The sequence below is a fragment of the Kiloniella spongiae genome, assembly GCF_001026905.1.
In the GTDB taxonomy this organism is placed as follows: domain Bacteria; phylum Pseudomonadota; class Alphaproteobacteria; order Kiloniellales; family Kiloniellaceae; genus Kiloniella; species Kiloniella spongiae.
In genome coordinates this window covers 261,283-279,361 of sequence record NZ_LAQL01000007.1, presented here as the reverse complement: position 1 = coordinate 279,361, position 18,079 = coordinate 261,283, and the positions used below count along the sequence as shown (strand labels likewise).

General features: G+C 46.5%; 12 protein-coding genes. 3 read left to right on the top strand and 9 right to left on the bottom strand.

The window, feature by feature from the left end; genetic code table 11:
* Positions 1-4 precede the first annotated feature (4 nt).
* Both hemH and rlmD read right to left on the bottom strand, forming a co-directional pair.
* Positions 5-1,036: a ferrochelatase gene (gene hemH, locus WH96_RS12550; protein WP_047764494.1), complete on the bottom strand. Its 1,032-nt coding sequence runs from the start codon at positions 1,034-1,036 to the stop codon at positions 5-7.
* Positions 1,037-1,243: 207 nt separating this feature from the next.
* The gene (gene rlmD / locus WH96_RS12545) at positions 1,244-2,575 is read right to left on the bottom strand and encodes a 23S rRNA (uracil(1939)-C(5))-methyltransferase RlmD (RefSeq protein WP_047764493.1); all 1,332 of its coding nucleotides are present in this window, start codon (positions 2,573-2,575) and stop codon (positions 1,244-1,246) included.
* Between the two features lie 244 nt (positions 2,576-2,819).
* Here rlmD and sppA point away from each other — a divergent pair, with 244 nt between their 5' ends.
* Complete coding sequence (sppA, locus tag WH96_RS12540; RefSeq protein ID WP_053005892.1) at positions 2,820-4,628, top strand: signal peptide peptidase SppA; 1,809 nt, start codon at positions 2,820-2,822, stop codon at positions 4,626-4,628.
* Positions 4,629-4,630: 2 nt separating this feature from the next.
* Here the strand turns inward: sppA and WH96_RS21400 are convergent, their stop codons facing one another.
* The 7 genes from WH96_RS21400 to WH96_RS12505 form a co-directional block, all read right to left on the bottom strand.
* Complete coding sequence (locus tag WH96_RS21400) at positions 4,631-6,076, bottom strand: ATP-binding protein (RefSeq protein WP_053005891.1); 1,446 nt, start codon at positions 6,074-6,076, stop codon at positions 4,631-4,633.
* 395 nt (positions 6,077-6,471) lie between these two features.
* Positions 6,472-7,221 (bottom strand): TlyA family RNA methyltransferase, encoded by a 750-nt coding sequence (locus tag WH96_RS12530; RefSeq protein WP_047764492.1) that lies wholly within the window; start codon positions 7,219-7,221, stop codon positions 6,472-6,474.
* A complete protein-coding gene (locus WH96_RS12525) occupies positions 7,214-8,647 on the bottom strand; it encodes an MATE family efflux transporter (protein ID WP_082130468.1) in 1,434 nt (477 codons plus the stop codon). Before WH96_RS12525 ends, WH96_RS12530 begins: the two co-directional genes overlap by 8 nt.
* Before the next feature lie 188 nt (positions 8,648-8,835).
* On the bottom strand, positions 8,836-10,785 hold the full coding sequence (dxs, locus tag WH96_RS12520; protein WP_047764491.1) for a 1-deoxy-D-xylulose-5-phosphate synthase: 1,950 nt from the start codon (positions 10,783-10,785) through the stop codon (positions 8,836-8,838).
* Between the two features lie 131 nt (positions 10,786-10,916).
* On the bottom strand, positions 10,917-11,804 hold the full coding sequence (locus WH96_RS12515) for a polyprenyl synthetase family protein (RefSeq protein WP_047764490.1): 888 nt from the start codon (positions 11,802-11,804) through the stop codon (positions 10,917-10,919).
* A 38-nt stretch (positions 11,805-11,842) separates the two neighbouring features.
* Positions 11,843-12,118 (bottom strand): exodeoxyribonuclease VII small subunit, encoded by a 276-nt coding sequence (locus WH96_RS12510; protein ID WP_047764489.1) that lies wholly within the window; start codon positions 12,116-12,118, stop codon positions 11,843-11,845.
* 111 nt (positions 12,119-12,229) lie between these two features.
* Complete coding sequence (locus WH96_RS12505; RefSeq protein WP_047764488.1) at positions 12,230-13,165, bottom strand: histone deacetylase family protein; 936 nt, start codon at positions 13,163-13,165, stop codon at positions 12,230-12,232.
* Positions 13,166-13,541: 376 nt separating this feature from the next.
* On the opposite strand from WH96_RS12505, the gene WH96_RS12500 reads away from it, so the two are divergent.
* Positions 13,542-14,729 (top strand): efflux RND transporter periplasmic adaptor subunit, encoded by a 1,188-nt coding sequence (locus WH96_RS12500; protein ID WP_047764487.1) that lies wholly within the window; start codon positions 13,542-13,544, stop codon positions 14,727-14,729.
* Positions 14,729-17,935, top strand: a complete 3,207-nt coding sequence (locus tag WH96_RS12495) for an efflux RND transporter permease subunit (protein ID WP_047764486.1) — start codon at positions 14,729-14,731, stop codon at positions 17,933-17,935. The genes WH96_RS12500 and WH96_RS12495 overlap by 1 nt, the downstream gene beginning before the upstream one ends.
* Positions 17,936-18,079: the final 144 nt, after the last annotated feature.

The following is an 18,079-nucleotide window of genomic DNA, read 5'->3' as shown; positions in this document are numbered from 1 at the left end:
GACGCTATATCCACCCCTGAAGTTCACGTAATGTGACTTCTTTAATAACATCCATACCGCCAAGACTATCGTTCAAGCATGGGATAAACGCAAAATTTTCACCACCATTTTCAAGGAAAGCTTCACGCACACCGATATCAATTTCTTCCAGCGTTTCAACACAATCAACCGAAAAACCTGGTGTCAAAATAACCAAGTTTTTCACCCCGTTCCGCGCCATTTCTTCCACTGTTGGCTGCGTATAAGGCTTCAACCATTCCTTTGGACCAAACAGAGACTGGAAGCACAGTTTCAACTGATCTTCCGACCAGCCTAACCTTTCACGCAACAAGCGTGCTGTCTTGGCACAATGGCAGTAATAGGGATCTCCCTTTTCATGATATTCCACAGGAAGACCATGAAAAGAAGCAATGGTTACATCCGGCTTCCAGGATAATTTCTCAATGCCTTCTTCCACAGATTTTGCCAGAGCGTCAATATAGACGGGCGCATCATGGTACGCAGGAACACAGCGAACAGCAGGTTGCCAGCGCATGGCTTTCAGCGCATCAAAGCACTTGTCATAAGCCGTCGCTGTTGTTGTTGCGGAATATTGAGGATAAAGAGCAAAGAGAAGAATACGGTTACACCCCTGCTTGTGAAGGTCTTCTATTCGCTCCTTAACCGCAGGGTTCCCGTAGCGCCATCCCCAGTCAACAATTACATTCGGATGATCTTTTGCGAGTATCTTTTGCAGTTTCTCGGCCTGATCGCGTGTAATAGTACGAAGAGGAGATTCGTCTTTTTCCTTATTCCAGATTTCTTTATAGGCTTCCCCGCTTTTACTTGGCCGGGTCGTCAAAATAATCCCCTGTAGGATTATTTGCCAAAGCCACTTTGGCGCCTCAATCACGCGCTGATCGCTTAAAAATTCACCAAGATAGCGACGCATAGACCAATAGTCTGTGCCATCAGGCGTACCTAGATTCATCAAAAGGACGCCAACTTTTTCAGTTGGTATTGGTGGGTGATTTTTGGGTGTAATTTGCATGTTCATAAAGATATCAAAGGCCTGAAAATTCTAAAGGAAAGCTCTGTAGATCGTCTAATTACACAACAACTTTACAAAACCATATAAGTAAATGACAAACCTGCAAAGTTCGGATTTGTTGCTTTCAGCAATCGTGCCAGAATGCCTCATACCCAGAATACCTCATACAATGGATAAATATTATTTAGGAACAAGGCTTAATCCTGCAAGCCCCTAGTCTTCAATTTCCTGTTCATCACCATCAAAATCGGTCAGTTCAAAACAACTGACGACTTCCAAATGGCCACTCCAGATAAACTGATCTACGGGAGTGACTTCTTTGAGGGCATACCCGCCTTCGACCAATATTCTTGCGTCACGGGCAAAAGTATTGGGATTGCAGGAAACATAGATAATGGTTCTGACATCAGATTGCGCCAATTCATAGCACTGTTCTTTCGCGCCAGTTCTTGGCGGGTCCAGCACAACACAATCACCACCCTGAAGCTCATCTGCTGTCACAGGGTCTTTCACCAGATCCCGGCAGTCAGAAGTAATACGATGAAGTGTATCGTTTCGACGGGCAGCAGACGTCAATGCCGTAATCGCCCGTTCATCCCCCTCAACAGCATGAACTTGCGCGCGGTTGGAAAGTGGGAAGCTAAAAGTGCCGCACCCGGAAAACAAATCCGCAACAGTTTCCAGCTCTTCTGGCAAATAGCCTAAAACCAAATCAGTAAGAGCATCCTGTCCTTCCTGGCTTGGTTGTAAAAAAGCACCTTCAGGCGGCAAAACCTGAATATCACCGAACTTTTGGTAGGGATTATCCCTTATCGCTACAGGTTCCGGTTCTTGTTTCGGGCGCCCCCAGGCAAAACGTGCGACTGAATATTTTTCAGCAAAGGCAGTAATTGCTTCACGACCTTCCAATACCAGCTTGGCATCTGTGACAATCAGAATATCTGGCCCAGCGGAAGATCCGATAACTGTGATGTCAGCTTTCGCTTGTTCCGGCCCCAACAATACCTTTAACAACTCTCGAAGAGGCTCAACCAGCTTGCTTAATTCAGGCGTAAGAAGTTTACAGTCAATCACATTAACGATCTTATGGCTTTCACGTTCATGAAACCCAAGGTCAATTTTCTTACCCCGCGCCGCTGCAGCAAAAACAACTCGGCGTCTGGTTTTCGCTTCGATCTGGACAAGATCCGCAACCTCACCACCACTAAATCCCTTACGAGTTAGAGCCTGAACAATTGTGTCTCTTTTCCATTTGCGGTAAAAATCTGGGGCAACATGCTGTACTGTACAACCACCACAAGGACCAAAGTGTTCACAAGGCGCGTCAACATGGTTCGCTCCCAATTGCTGAAGCTCTAAAATCTCGGCTTTAAAACCACCGGACCTTTCACCAACAAGTTTCACCCGAAGCTGATCGCCAGGCATTGTCATTGGAACATAAACAGGTCGCCCATCATAATCCGCAACCCCATCCCCACGCGCACCGAGCGTATCGATTTCTATCTCTATCTGCTTTCCGCCGCCACGGCGCGCTTTACGTCTCATTATTCCTGACACCTGATTTGGTTATATGATCACTGCTCTACCAGCAGGATGATTTTTCGCCAATCTAACAGCTTTTTTAAAAGCCGCAATCGCAAGCACCATCTTTTACAGACAGGAATTAAGAAATCTTGGGCGTATTGAGATCAAAACCAGAAACCCCAGCATCCGAAGCTTGCAAAAAAGGTCTTAGCCCATCATCTTTATCACCAACTATATCACTCTTAAATTCCAGGTTCTTAAATTCATGTCTTTTCTTAAATTTATCTTCAAAGGTGTCGTCGGGCTTTTTGCTGCCCTTGGCCTCCTTGTCATTCTCCTTGGCGTATTAATTGGCGTCTCCCTCAACAATGTCGAAGAAATTGGTAAGGCAGTGGATAATCAGAGCCTGCCACAGGAGATGATCCTGACAATAGATCTTTCAGAAGGTCTCTTCGAAGGCCCAACCAAAGCATCCTATTTCAGCAACTCCTTCCAGCCTGGTCTGCCGCTGCATGATGCCATCGATGCTCTGTACCGTGCACAAGACGATAATCGAGTCAAAGGTCTGTTAATCAAAGCAGGCCAAGGGCCATTACAACTCGCTCAGGCACAGGAACTCAGAAAAGCAATTCATGCCTTTACAAAAACGGGAAAATGGACAGCTTCATTTGCTGAAACCTATGGTGAAGCAGGCCATGGAACGTTGCATTATTATCTAGCAAGTGCAGCCGAAACCGTTTGGGTACAACCGTCCGGCGATCTGGATATTTCCGGCTTTAGCATGGAAAGCCCCTACCTGCGTCCCGTATTGGATGAACTCGGCATTCTGCCGCAGTTCAGCCAACGACACGAATACAAGGGTGTAATGAACATGTTCACTGATGATCATATGCCTGCCCCTGTAAAACAAAACACACAAGGCGTTCTCAATTCTATCTTTGACGTTATTGAAAAAGAAATCTCTGTCAGCAGAGAAAAACCCGGCGAAATTGGAACGCTTATGGACCGATCCCCTCTTAGTGCTGTCGAAGCCATTGATGCCGATCTGATTGATCGTGTCGGCTATTGGGATGAAATTACGGATGAAGCCCTGACAGGAGATCGCGAGTTCATCCACCTTGCAGACTATGCCATGAGCACAACGCCAGAAGTTTCAGAAGGCGCATCAAGAATTGCTGTGATCTATGGAATTGGCGAAATTCACCTTGGACAAAGCCAAGGCGATGCTTTCTTTGGCGGCAGAACGACTATGGGGTCCGACACCATTGCTCAAGCAATTTCTGACGCCATTGATGATGATTCAATCGAAGCCATTATTCTACGGATAGATAGCCCCGGCGGATCTTATGTTGCATCTGATGTTATGTGGCGCGAAGTCGTCCGAGCCAAGGAAGTTGGCAAGCCTGTCATTATCTCTATGGGAGATGTCGCTGCATCAGGCGGTTATTTTGTATCTGCGCCTGCCCACAAAATCCTCGCTAATCCCGTTACTATCACCGGTTCAATTGGTGTTGCCGGTGGTAAAATGGTTCTCACCGACCTTTGGGATAAAGTTGGCATCAAATGGGATGGCGTAAAAGCCGGAGAGAATGCCGATCTCTACAGTGCCAATAAAGCCTTTACCAATGAAGGTTGGGCACGTTTGCAAGGTTCTCTTGATCGCATTTACGAAGACTTCACAGTTAAAGTTGGCGAAGGTCGTGGCAAGAGCCAACAGGAAATCCACACAATTGCCAAAGGGCAAATCTGGAGCGGAGCCCAAGCCAAAGACAACGGATTGGTTGATCAGTTAGGTGGTTTTAGAGAAGCCATTCAGGTCGCGCGCGAAGCAGCTATGATCAATGAAGAGCTTGACCATCAGCTCGTTTATTTCCCTGAACCGAAAGATCCCATTGAAGAACTTTTGGAAAATGCCATGGGCGGACAGATGATTCTTACTGATCCAGCTGTTGTAAAATCCCTGAGCACGCTGGTTAAAATTACATCACCGGTTTTAAAGACCTTTGAACAAACCGTTCAGGATCCGAGAACCAATGTTCTTAATTCGCGTATTACACCTATCGGCCAACAATAAGATCAGGATGATCCCGCGGCTGTTTGTTGAAGTAAAGATGCACGATCAATCAAACGGTCAACCGGGAAATTAATCGTTACTGATGTTCCTTTATCAGGCTCGCTCTCAATAGAGAGTGAGCCTTGATTTCTTTCAATGATCGCTTTCACAATACTCAAACCCAAACCACTTCTCTCTTCGGCTTCTTCATCCGATTTCCAAAACGGATCTGTCACAAAGGGTAAATCTTCTTTCTTGATTCCCGTACCCGTATCCGAAAAACGAATACTCAGGCCAGAATAAGAATCATAAAGAGCCGATACATCAACTCTGCCTTCACGCGGAGTAAAGTGGATTGCATTGTTCAAAAGGTTGACAACAATCTGCTTGAACCCCTGCGCATTGGTTCGTAAATATGGTAAATCATCCTGGATAGAACACTCGACTAAAACACCTTCGTCCGATGCGCGTAAATCCAAAGCACGCACACAACTTAAGATTTCATCACTTACATCCAGTTCCTCATCCTGTAATCCTGCTTCGGCAGACTCCAGTCTGGATATTTGCTGGATATCCGTCACCATAGTCATCAGACTGGAACCAGCTTCAAAGATGTATCCTAAGTATTCTTCCCGACGCTTCTGATCGACTTTATAATCTTCCTCTTTCATTAGAATTTCAGAGAACCCAATAATCGCATTCAATGGTGTTCTTAACTCGTGGCTCATATTCGCCAAAAAAGAGGTTTTAGCCCGGTTAGCAATCTCTGCAGATTCTTTTGCCTCAGTCAAAGCTCTGTCGTGCTGATCAATTGTAATCAGCATATTATTATAGGCCTCGACAGTTTGACCCAGTTCGTCATCCGATCGCCACTTCACCAACACGGGCTTTTTCTGATAAGCCATTTCATCGATAGAAGTAGATAACAATTTCAAAGGGCGCCCCACTGCACGATTAATCGCGATGGCAGCCCCGCCACCAAGAGTGGACAAAATTAATAAGAAGATAAAAGCATCAACAAAAACACGAGTCCATACATCCGTGTAGGCACGATCTGTCGTATAACCAACCTCCAGATGCCCTAGAACCTCTTTGTTATCGAAGACGGAATAGATAAGCGGAATACGAATGAAAGCAACTTCGGAAAGTTCAACATCATTTGAATTGGGATCTTCTGCCGGATAAAACTCCCCGGCACCATCAGGCAAAATAATTCTGACACGTACAAGATCAGGATCTCGCATCAATGTTTCTAGCACGAGTATCACTGTGCTTTCATCATAATCCCAAAGAGATCTGGTTAAGGGAATTGATACTTTGGTTGCCACATCGCGCGCCCGCTGGGCAATCCGTTCTTCTTCCAATCTGAAAAATCGAGCTTCAAAAAAGAGAAATGGCACCAAGCCTGTGACCAAGACGCACAGAGTACAAATTACCAATAATTTTGTACGGACAGATTTAAAAGCCATTTTGATCTAGTGCCTATAATTCCCGGTTTCATTGCGATTAAACCGACACAAGCCTGCGATCTTTGTCTTTTTTATACTCAAACCCCTGTTTGTTCCCAATATCTTACCCCTAAAGCAATTATTCTATGCTTGTCAGGCGCGCCATCAATCAAGACGGCGATTGTATTGGAAGCATCTTGACACTCTGTCACTCAATATTCTAGCAGATGACAAACTGCCTCCAATCACAATTACCCGACGATTCTTTTATCTTTATTAGACAGAAAAGATACCGCGAGACGGTTAACAGGGGATAAAGATATTAACCTTAAAAGGATTAGTGTTTCATAGATAGCAGCTTATTTTAGCTGGAATTTAAAAAGAGCGGATTAACCATTTTTATGAAAAATCAGCTTCTATATGAACTTACGGGCCGCGATTAAAAACTCGATGTTTCCCTCAGGCCCTTTTATCGGACTTTCAGTTAAGCCCAGCACCGCCCAGTCGGTTTCTTCGTTCAACCAAGTTTCAATGCGATCACAGACTTCCTGATGCAATTCCGGCTCGCGTACGACACCGCCCTTGCCAACACGACCTTTACCAACTTCAAACTGCGGTTTGATCAGTGCTATCATCAGCGCGCCGGAACCAGCCAAGGCCATTGCTGCGGGCAAAACGGTCTCTAAACCAATAAAACTGGCATCACAAACAATCATATCAAGAGCTTCCGGGATTTGTTCTGCTGTCAAATGACGCGCATTCGTTCGCTCCATAACAACAACGCGCTCATCTTTACGTATTTTCCAGGCAAGCTGTCCATGACCAACATCAACGGCATAGACCTTCTGGGCACCATTAGTCAGCAGGACATCAGTAAAGCCACCTGTCGATGCACCCACGTCCATGCAAACCTTGCCCGTTGGATCAATATCAAATTCCTTAAGCCCCTTTTCAAGCTTAAGACCGCCACGACTGACCCAAGGGTGATCTTCGCCCTTTACCGTAAGCGGGACATCTTCTGCCAACGGCTGACCTGGTTTATCTATCCGTTTGGTTTCCGTATAGACCTGTCCAGCCATGATCCGTGCCTGCGCCTTGGTCTTGCTTTCAACCAACCCCCGATCAACCAGTAACTGATCAGCTCTTTTTTTCCCGACTTTAGCCACGTTCCATGCTCTTGTAATTCATTAATCCCAGACGTTCGCGCCATGCAAAGCGTATAACAAAGACCACTGCCACAAAAGCAAGACCTGCTGCAAGGCCTAACCAAATACCTGTGCCGCCACCACCAAGAATAAAGCCGCCATAATAGGAAATCGGCAACCCAAACACCCAATAGCCCATAATAGCGAGTATCATAGGAACCTTTGTGTCACTCAATCCTCTCAAAGCCCCGGCAGCAACAACCTGACATCCGTCAACCAACTGGAAAAGTGCTGCAACCGCCAGATACGAAACAGCAAGTCCAAGAGAGACCTGATTCTCTGGCACATCAAGATCCAGATAGAACCCGATAAAAAACTTGGGTATCAACCAAAAAGCCAGACAGGTTGTGATCATGAAACCTGTGCCCATGACGATAGAAACCCATCCTGCTTTTTTTATACCTTCAGGATCATTTTTACCCAGCGCCAGACCAACACGGATTGTTGCCGCCTGACTGATTCCCAATGGCACCATAAAGGCAACTGAAGCACACTGCAGAGCAATCGCATGAGCTGCGAGCTCATTTGTACCAAGCCAGCCCATCAAAATGGTCGCTGCGGCAAACAGACCAGTCTCTGCCGTCAAGGTGCATCCAATTGGTAAACCAATGCGAAAGATTTCTTTGAAACGTGCCCAGTCAGACTTCCATAAGCGCACAAGAATGGCGTACCGCTTATAACGCTTATGAGTCATGATATAACCAAGTATAAGCAAGAACATCACTAGATTAACCAAGGTCGTGCTAATCCCTGCCCCAGCCAATTCAAGTCGAGGAAATCCCCAATTCCCGAACATCAGTGCGTAATTACAGATTGCATTCAAAATGATTCCTATAATCGTGATGTTCAACACAACCGTTGTTTTTCCATGGGCTGACAAAAGGCAACGTAACACTAGAAACAAAAATGACGGAAAGAAATTCCATACGGCAAAACGAATGTAACCTTGTGCCAAGGCTGCATTTTCCTCTGTTTGACCAAGTAAGAGAAAAAATACTTCAGCGTTCCATATCAATGCAATAAGAACCGCAGCAACGATGATAGAGACCCAGAAACCTTGTCGTGTGGTTCGACGAACTGATTTAAAATCGCGCGCACCAATAGCCTGCGCCATCATCGGCGCAACCGCGGTGATCAGACCAATACCAAAAAGAAGAAAAGGGCTCATCAAACTGGTCGCTAATGTACCAGCCGCCAAAAACTTGGGGCCCAACCACCCCATCATAATAACATCAGTCGTGAAGAGAGCCATTTGCGCCACCTGTGCGACTACAAGCGGCCAAGCAAGGTGAAAACTTGCTTTGACTTCATCACTCCATCCGATAGTAGGCGGCAATGGCTGGCCAGAAGCCTCAGAGGCTCTGCCTGCAAACAGTCCGGTTGACATTATACGGATCCCAAAAGTGAAATTTGCCAACGCACGCAGCCGATTATGCGGTTGTTCGTCGTCCCTGAGGGTGAGGCAAACTTAATACGAAGGAAAATACCCTAGCGGCTTGAAAGTGAGTTGTATAGAGCTTTTGTAAAGTTACTCAAAGTCGCGATCTAAAAACATAAGCCTTGCTTATGCGTTCTTTATGCAATCGAAGAAGATGATTTCGCCACTTCCTGCCCCAACGCACTCATCGCCTTTGCAAAAATTCCATCTGCATCCAAACCAGCCTGCTCTAGTTGCTTCGCAGGGCTATCATGGTCGATAAAAATATCCGGCATACAAACAGGGCGGAATTTCAATCCGTTATCAAACAGGCCTTCGTTTGCCAGTAAATTGGATACGAGTGATGAAAAACCACCAATAGATCCCTCTTCTACCGTCAGGAAAACCTCGTGGTTGGACGCAAGATTTTTTACAAGTGCAACATCCAACGGTTTGGCAAAACGTGCATCAGCAACCGTTGTACTAAACCCATGAGCCGCAAGTTTATCCGCAGCTTCCAGGCAATCCGCAAGACGTGTACCCAAAGCCAGTATTGCGACATGTTTTCCTTCACGAACAATACGACCTTTACCAATCTCCATCACGGAACCGCGTTCAGGCAATGTAACTTTACCCGTTGCTTCACCACGCGGAAATCTAATGGCACTCGGTTTATCATCAATGGTTGCAGAGGTTGCAACCATGTTCATTAACTCAAGTTCATCCGAAGGTGCCATAATGACCATATCCGGAATACAGCCGAGATAGGCCAGATCATAGCTTCCCTGATGCGTCACACCATCAGCACCAACCATACCAGCACGATCTATAATGAAGCGAACAGGCAGACTTTGAATGGCCACATCGTGGACAACCTGGTCATAAGCACGCTGTAAGAAGGTCGAATAGATGGTCGCATAGGGTTTGTATCCGTCACAGGCCATTCCGGCGCAGAAAGTCACACCGTGCTGTTCAGCAATCCCAACATCAAAGGTACGATCGGGGAACTCTTCCTGAAAAAGGTTCAAGCCCGTTCCTGATGGCATTGCCGCCGTCATAGCAACAATTTTGTCATCATGCTTGGCTTCGGCAATCAACGCTTTGGCAAAAACATTCTGATACAACGGTGCTTTAGGCGGTGTTTTTTCCTGTTTGCCACTCACTACATCAAACTTGGAAACGCCATGATATTTATCCGCGGCTTTTTCAGCAGGCTCATAGCCCTTACCTTTTTGCGTAACCGCATGGATAAGAACCGGACCATCAAAGCCGCAATCACGTACATTTTTCAGAACAGGTAAAAGATGGGAAAAATCATGTCCGTCGACAGGGCCTATATAGAAAAAACCAAGTTCTTCAAACAAAGTCCCGCCAGTAAAAAATCCGCGCGCATACTCTTCCGCACGTTTAGCAGCGGTCTCAATGCGTGGCGGAAATTTGCTGATTATTTCTTTCGCGAGATGACGCATGGATTGGTAGGGTTTGGCGGAAATCAAACGGGACAGATAGGCACTCAATGCACCAACCGGCGGTGCAATCGACATATCATTATCATTCAAAATCACAACCAGTCGTGAATTCATCGCACCGGCATTGTTCATGGCTTCATAAGCCATGCCCGCAGTCATGGAACCATCGCCAATGACCGATATAACATTGTTCGTTTTACCTGCTAGGTCACGGGCAACCGCATAACCAAGTCCAGCAGAAATAGAGGTCGAACTATGCGCTGCACCAAAAGGATCGTAGATAGATTCCTTGCGTGTGGTAAAACCCGACAGTCCGCCGCCTTGCCTGATCGTACTCAATTGATCCCGACGCTCGGTCAGAATTTTATGGGGGTAGCACTGATGCCCCACATCCCAGATGAGTTTATCTTCGGGGGTATTAAAAACGTGATGAATAGCAACAGTAAGTTCAACAACACCTAAGCCGGCACCCAAGTGTCCACCTGTGCGAGAGACAGCGTTCAACATATCCAAACGCACTTCTTCGGCCAGCTGTGGCAGCTGACTTTCATCCAGCTTGCGTAAATCAGCAGGATTATGAACTGTGTCCAACAACGGGGTCTGACGATTGTGCCCGAACTGACTCACCCTTATCTCCATCACATCTTTTCTCAACAAACTTCATACAAAGTTTTGAGATAATTTCATGTTCCTCGACAGCCAGCCCAAAAGTATAATTCTTTTTGGGGTAACAATTCCATAGGAACAAATCAGGACTTAAAGTTTCGACTTCAAGACCTACGTTCTACAATAAATGTGGCCGTATCGCGAAGTAACTGCGCCTTTCCTGCGAAAATATCAAGTCTAGATTTTGCAGAATCAATTAATTCATTAGCCTTTGCGCGGGCATTTTCCAATCCAAGTTGCCCCACGAAGGTCGCTTTACCAGCATCACTATCTACACCAGTGGGCTTACCTGTTTCTTCAGGTGTTGCTTCGTGATCAAGCAAATCATCAACAATCTGAAAAGCCAACCCAATGTCTTCAGCATAAAGACTTAGAGCTTCATATTCTTCCGCTTTCGCATTTCCCAATATCGCTCCAGCCTCACAAGCATAACGAATTAAGGCACCCGTTTTAAGCGCTTGCAGCCGTGTAATGCCCTCAAGATCCAAACTCGAACGGGATGGCGACAAATCAATCATTTGCCCCCCAACCATACCTTTCGCCCCAGAAGCAATCGCCAATCCAGATATCAGCTTTAACCGAACAGCCATATCAGAGTGAGTAGCTTGATCCGACAGAACAGCAAAAGCTTCGGTAAGTAATCCATCACCCGCCAGAATAGCCGTCGCATCGTCCCACTTTTTATGGACTGTCACCCGACCACGACGCAAATCACTGTCATCCATTGCGGGCAAATCATCATGCACGAGGCTATAGCAATGTACCATTTCCAGTGCAGCAGCGACCTGAAGGGCATAAGCTTTATCAACATCAAAAAGCTTGGCCGTTTCCATCACCAGAAAGGGACGTAACCGTTTGCCGCCTCCCAACGCACTATAGCGCATGGCTTCAACGACTTCGCCTTCTGGTGTTAGAATTGTCGGCAAAAGCTCATCAAGCTTTTCTTCTACGGCACGCGCGCAGTTCGTCAAAGCAAGAGAAATATCAGACATCTAGATGCTTATCCGTTGTAACTTTGATCAAATGAACGTCAGGAAACATCAAAAGGTTCTGTACGCGGCTGCCCATCAGGTCCCATTGCAATCTTTTCGATCTTTTCCTGAGCTTCGCGAAGTTTTGTTTCACAATGGGCCTTTAGCTTGGCCCCACGATCATATGCATCAATTGCTTCATCCAGCTTGCCTTCACCTTGCTCGAGGCGCTCAACAATTGTTTTCAATTCGGCAAGAGCAACCTCGAAACTCATCGTGTTGATATCAGCCAGGCTGTCGCCAGCCAAACTATCACCAGATTGTGTATTTTCCATAGAGAAACCTCAAATTACATATTCCAAAGCACTCTACGTCGTCATCCCCTTGTAAACAAGAATAAGTCATGACTTTTGACGCTTATTTTCCTCTGAAAAAATGACGCGCTGTTATTCTGCAGCGTTCATCAATGCCCTTATATGCAGAGCAACAGATCTAGCAAGCGCATCCGTATTATATCCACCTTCCAGAACCGAGACCAAACGTCCATCACACAGATCCTGAGACAACTCAACAATACGTTTACTCACCCATCCAAAATCTTCATCTTCCAGGTTTATCGATGCTAACGGATCTTCGCGGTGCGCATCAAAACCAGCTGATACAATAATCAGCTCCGGTTCAAAATTCTGAACTGCCGGGAAGATTTTGTCTTCCATCGTTTTGCGAAACTCGTAAGATCCGGCGCCACTAGGCAGAGGACAATTCATAATATTTCCTGCCACACCAGCTTCACCTTCACTGCCTGTTCCCGGGAAAAGAGGTGATTCATGCGTCGAGGCATAAAACATGTCCGGATCGTTCCAGAAAACATCCTGAGTCCCATTGCCATGATGAACATCAAAGTCAATCACTACGATTTTTTTGAACCCATGGACATTCCGTGCCTGATATGCACCTATAGCTGGATTACAAAACAGGCAAAACCCCATTGCACGGTCACGTTCAGCATGATGTCCCGGCGGACGGCTAAGACAAAAGGCATTATTAACTTCACCTGTTATAACAGCATCAACAGCGGCACAAATCCCACCAGCGGCCCGCAACGCCGCCTCTCCTGAGTCTTTACAGATAACCGTATCACCGTCTATGGCAACATATCCGGTATCAGGGATTGATTCGAAAACGCTGGCAACATGTTCTTCGGTGTGGGCCCATAATAACTTGGCATTATCAATAACGGGTGCCTCGCGACGATCCAGTCCATCAAAATCAGCATCTGATAAAATTTTCAGGACTTCTTCAATTCTACGCGGTGATTCAGGGTGATGAATACCTGTATCGTGTAAGAGGCTGACCGGGTGAGTAAAAAGCGCCGTCGTCATAAATATCTCCTCATAAGAATGCCACACACCACAGAAATTTATTGGGGATTAACTCATCATTCCTAAAGATATAACATTTATTGAATCAGAACGACGGGAAAATTCATCTCTTACGTTTAAAAGAACAGAACATAATCAGCCTGTTATAATACAAAAAAAATATAACTGAATGATTTAATACCGTGACTAACACTTTACAGATCCAAAGATTATCCATTACAGTACAAAAAGAGAACGGTGCCGCAATTTAGTGCAATACCGCCTACTTTCCTATAACATCGCCAGTGGTGTTGAATATCTTTTCAACAACCACAGGATTAAATCGTTTCAAATATCGACCAGATTGTCATGTCTGGTCTCATGTCAGGAGGCCGGTTTGCGCCAGCTGTTTGTTACATCTTATCTTCTGATAGCTGCCAGCTTGATGATTGTTCCCTTATCTGCTTTAGCACAGCAACCATCCCTGGTTGGTGTTGATAAGGTACGCATGGAGTCCATGAACCAAACTGTTCCCGTTATTGGACGTTTGGTTGCCAGACAAACAGGAAATGTCTCGGCCAGAATAGCAGGTCCCGTCGATGACGTTCTGGTTGAAGTAGGTGACAAAGTGAGCAAAGGACAAGTTATTGCCCGCCTGAATGCAGCAACCTTGAAAGCCGAGCGCGATCTGGCAGCCAGCGAAGTTGCCGCAGCCAAAAGCAAGCAAGGTACTTTTCAGGCAAGGTTAAAGCTTGCAGGACAAGAGCTTCAACGTATGGAACGGCTCAAAAAATCTGCAGCCTTCAACAAATCGCGCTACGAAGATGCCGTACAAAACAGTTCAATTGCCAAGGCCGAAGTTTCCCAGGCGCGCGCTGATATCAACACAGCACAGGCCCGTCTTCGCCGGGCAGAGATAAATCTTGCCTACGCAGAAATCAAAGCACCTTACGATGGCGTTATTATGGCAAAAGAGACAGAAACAGGCGCTTATGTTGCAATCGGTGATGCCGTCGTCACATTGCTTTCACGGGAAAGTCTCGAGATAGAAGTTGATGTACCTGCACGCCGTCTTGCCGGCATCAAAGCCGGAATGGAATTCACCCTGAGCCTTGCAGATGATACGCCGCTTATTGCAAAAATCAGGGCAATTTTGCCACGTGAAAACCCATTGACCCGCACACGCCCTGTCAGATTAACAGCAAAACTTCCAAATCAGGACAACCTTGCAGATAACCAGAGTATTACCCTTCTAGTTCCCGCTGGACCGAAAAGAGAAGTGATAACAGTCCACAAAGACGCGATCATTCAAAGTCCTAATGGACCGATGGTTTTCCTGAATGCTGATGGCCATGCCCAGCCCCGCCCAGTTCAACTGGGGCAACAGGTGGGCGAACGTATTGAGGTGATCTATGGTCTGCAAACTGACGATGAAGTTGTGATCCGCGGAAACGAAAGACTGTTCCCCGGCGTTCCGCTTCAGATCAATGGCGCTGAGCCGCCAGCCAATACTGACAAGTCAAAAGATGATACCGCCGATCAGCCCTCAATAGAAGATACAGATAAAAGCGAGGGAGCCTCGTAATGAATCTGATCAAAGTATCCATCGAGCGTCCTATCGCTGTCATATCTGCTGTGATCATGGTTGTTCTATTTGGGGCCGTGGCCTTACAAGTTATTCCGATCCAGTTAACCCCAGACGTAAATCGTCCGGTTATCACCATCAGAACCAATTGGGGCGGTGCAGCCCCCGCAGAGATTGAACGTCAAATCATTACAGAGCAGGAAGAAAAGCTTAAGGGCTTGGAAAACCTGCACAGTATGACCAGTAATTCATCCTATGGATCTGGTCGAATAACATTAGAATTCAACGTCGGCACAGATATGGGCAAGGCCCTTCTTCTAACCGCAAATCGTCTGGATCGTGTCAGCGGGTACCCGGATGAAGCTGACGAACCAACACTTGATACCGCAGGTGCAGAAGACAGTCCAATTGCCTGGTTTGTGTTAACCCGTGAAGATGGTAACACAGCGCCAATCCATACCTATGGCGACTTCGTTGAAGACATTGTCAAAGACAGAATTGAGCGTGTTCAAGGCGTCAGTGGAGTCAATATTTTTGGTGGTAGTGAACGTGAAATAGAAATTGTTATCCAACCCGAATTACTCGCCCGCTATGGCTTAACGGCAAGCTCTGTCGTCAGTACACTCAGAGCCGCAAGTGCGTCTATCTCAGCCGGTGATGTCGAAGAAGGTAAAAGACGTTACATCGTAAGAACCGAAGGTGATTTAAATACGCTCGAAGCCGTTAGAAAAGTTGTCCTGCGAAGTACGCAAGATGCCTTTACCGGTAGTGTTGCGCGCGTCACTGTTGGCGATATAGCGCGTGTTAATTTCAACTACAAAGATCCCGGTGCAAAAATTCGTGTGCTTGGCAATGCAGCAATAGCCTTTAATGCCACACGAGAAACTGGTGCCAATGTCATTGAAACGATGGATGGCATATATGAAGCAGTAGAGGACCTCAATGCCCGGGCCATCCCCGAAGCTGGCCTCAAGCTGGAACAGGTTTACGATGAAACCGTTTATATCAATTCTGCGATTGACCTTGTTCGCCAGAATATCTGGTTTGGTGGTATCCTCGCAGCAATTATCCTGCTTACCTTCTTAAGATCCGTTCGCGCGACAGTGATTATCTCCATGGCAATCCCGGTATCTGTGATCGGGTCCTTTGTTGCCATGGCTGCCCTTGGCAGATCCATCAATGTGATTTCCCTTGCTGGATTGGCCTTCGCAGTCGGTATGGTAGTTGATGCCGCCATTGTCGTTCTCGAAAACATTTTCCGTTTGAAAGAAGAAGGCAAATCACCTGCTGTCGCCGCTTATGAAGGCGCACAACAGGTTTGGGGCGCAATTCTGGTTTCTGCCCTTACAACAGTTATGGTCTTTATTCCGATTTTGATTATGGAATTGGAAGTTGGCCAGCTCTTCAGGGATATCGCAGTCGCCATATCTGTATCAGTTACCCTGTCACTTGTTGTCTCTATTACGGTAATTCCAGCACTATCCCGACGTTTCCTTCGCGACCACGACACGGATGGCAGCGATACGGTAAAGCGTATTCCTCTACCCGGTATCGACCAATTTGGCTCTGGCTTTGTCAAGTTTGTCATGGGGTTTCAGGCTATTGTCGTGCAACGAAAAATTGTCGCCATAGCCTTGGTTGGAGCCATTACGGCCATCGCATCCTTGGGCACGTGGAAGTTCCTCCCCAAGCTGGAATATTTGCCAGAGGGGAACCAGAATCTGGTCTTTGGTGTCATCATCCCACCCCCCGGATACAATCTCGACACAATGACATCCATCGCCGTTGAGGTAGAAAACTCTATTCGTAATCTATGGGCAAGTGAGACAGGACCAGAGTCAGAACCAGATCAACCACCAAAGATGGAACGTTTTTTCTTTGTTGCAACACGATCAAACACTTTCCTCGGTGCCATTTCTGTTGATGGACAACGCGTGGCTGAACTCATTCCCGTTCTTCAAAAACCTGTTTTTAAAGAGCCAGGAACCTTCGGCTTCATCTATCAACCGTCTCTCTTTGGCCGCGGTATTGGTGGGGGCCGTAAAATCGACCTGGACATATCCGGGTCAAATTTGAACGAGATTCTTGCCATCGCCGGACAGGCAACCGGAAAAATGCTTGCTGTTTTCCCAACCAGCGAAGGGAACCAGTTCCGCCCGAAACCGGGACTTGAACTCGGTGCACCGGAAGTGCGTGTTTTACCAGATAGAACACGCCTGGCTGATAACGGACTATCTGTTAACGATCTAGGAACATCCATTGATGTCTTTAATGATGGCCTACGTGTGGAAGAGGTAACTGTTGGCAACAAACGCCTTGATCTAACTCTTAAAGGTCCCAACAAAGGCGTTACCCAAACTCAGGGAATTTCAAGCCTGCCTGTTGTGACATCAGATGGCACTATTGTTCCTGTATCCAGCCTAGCGGAAATTATTCTAACAGCAGGTCCAACAGAAATCCGTCACCGCGAACGTATGCGGACCATTACACTGGAGTTGCGTCCATCTGCGGGGGTTCCTCTCGAAGAAGCACTGGACATACTTCAGGCAGAAGTTATTGGCCCGATGGAAGAAGCTGGTCTGCCCAACGATGTTAAGATGAGCCTCAGCGGAACAGCCGATAATCTGGCTCAAACTTGGGACGCCATGGTGGTTAACCTCTTATTGGCGATCGTCATTGTATATCTGGTGATGGCCGTGCTTTTTGAGAGCTTTGTCTACCCACTGATTATCCTGCTCGCTGTACCTCTTGCAACAGCTGGTGGCGTTGCAGGCTTGGTATTCCTTAATACCTTCATCTTCCAGCCACTGGATATGTTGACGCTTCTGGGGTTTGTCATTCTGGTCGGAATTGTGGTGAATAACGCAATTCTGGTTGTCCATCAAACCCTTCACCATTTAAGGATCGAGAACATGCCTGCGCAGCAAGCTATTCTTGAAGCAACTAGAAACCGTATCCGCCCGATCTTTATGTCAACGCTGACCTCGGTTGTCGGCATGTTACCACTGGTTCTGGTTCCCGGTGCAGGTTCAGAACTCTATCGTGGTTTGGGATCTGTTGTGGTTGGGGGACTCTCACTATCAGCCGTATTGACACTGTTGATTATTCCCCCCATGCTTTCCTTGATGGAACGCACACTTGAGAAAGATCGTGTTCGTAATCAGGAGCTAAAATCCCGCCCGGGATTAGCAGAAGCAGCCGAATAAAATTTTGAGCTGCCTCGTTTAATTGCACAATCTGTTTGATTGAGTAATTTGGGAAACATTCCTCTCAACAAAAAAAATCCAGCTGTATAGATTACAGCTGGATTTTTTTATGATCATTTTAACAAAGATAAAACAAACGCCTTA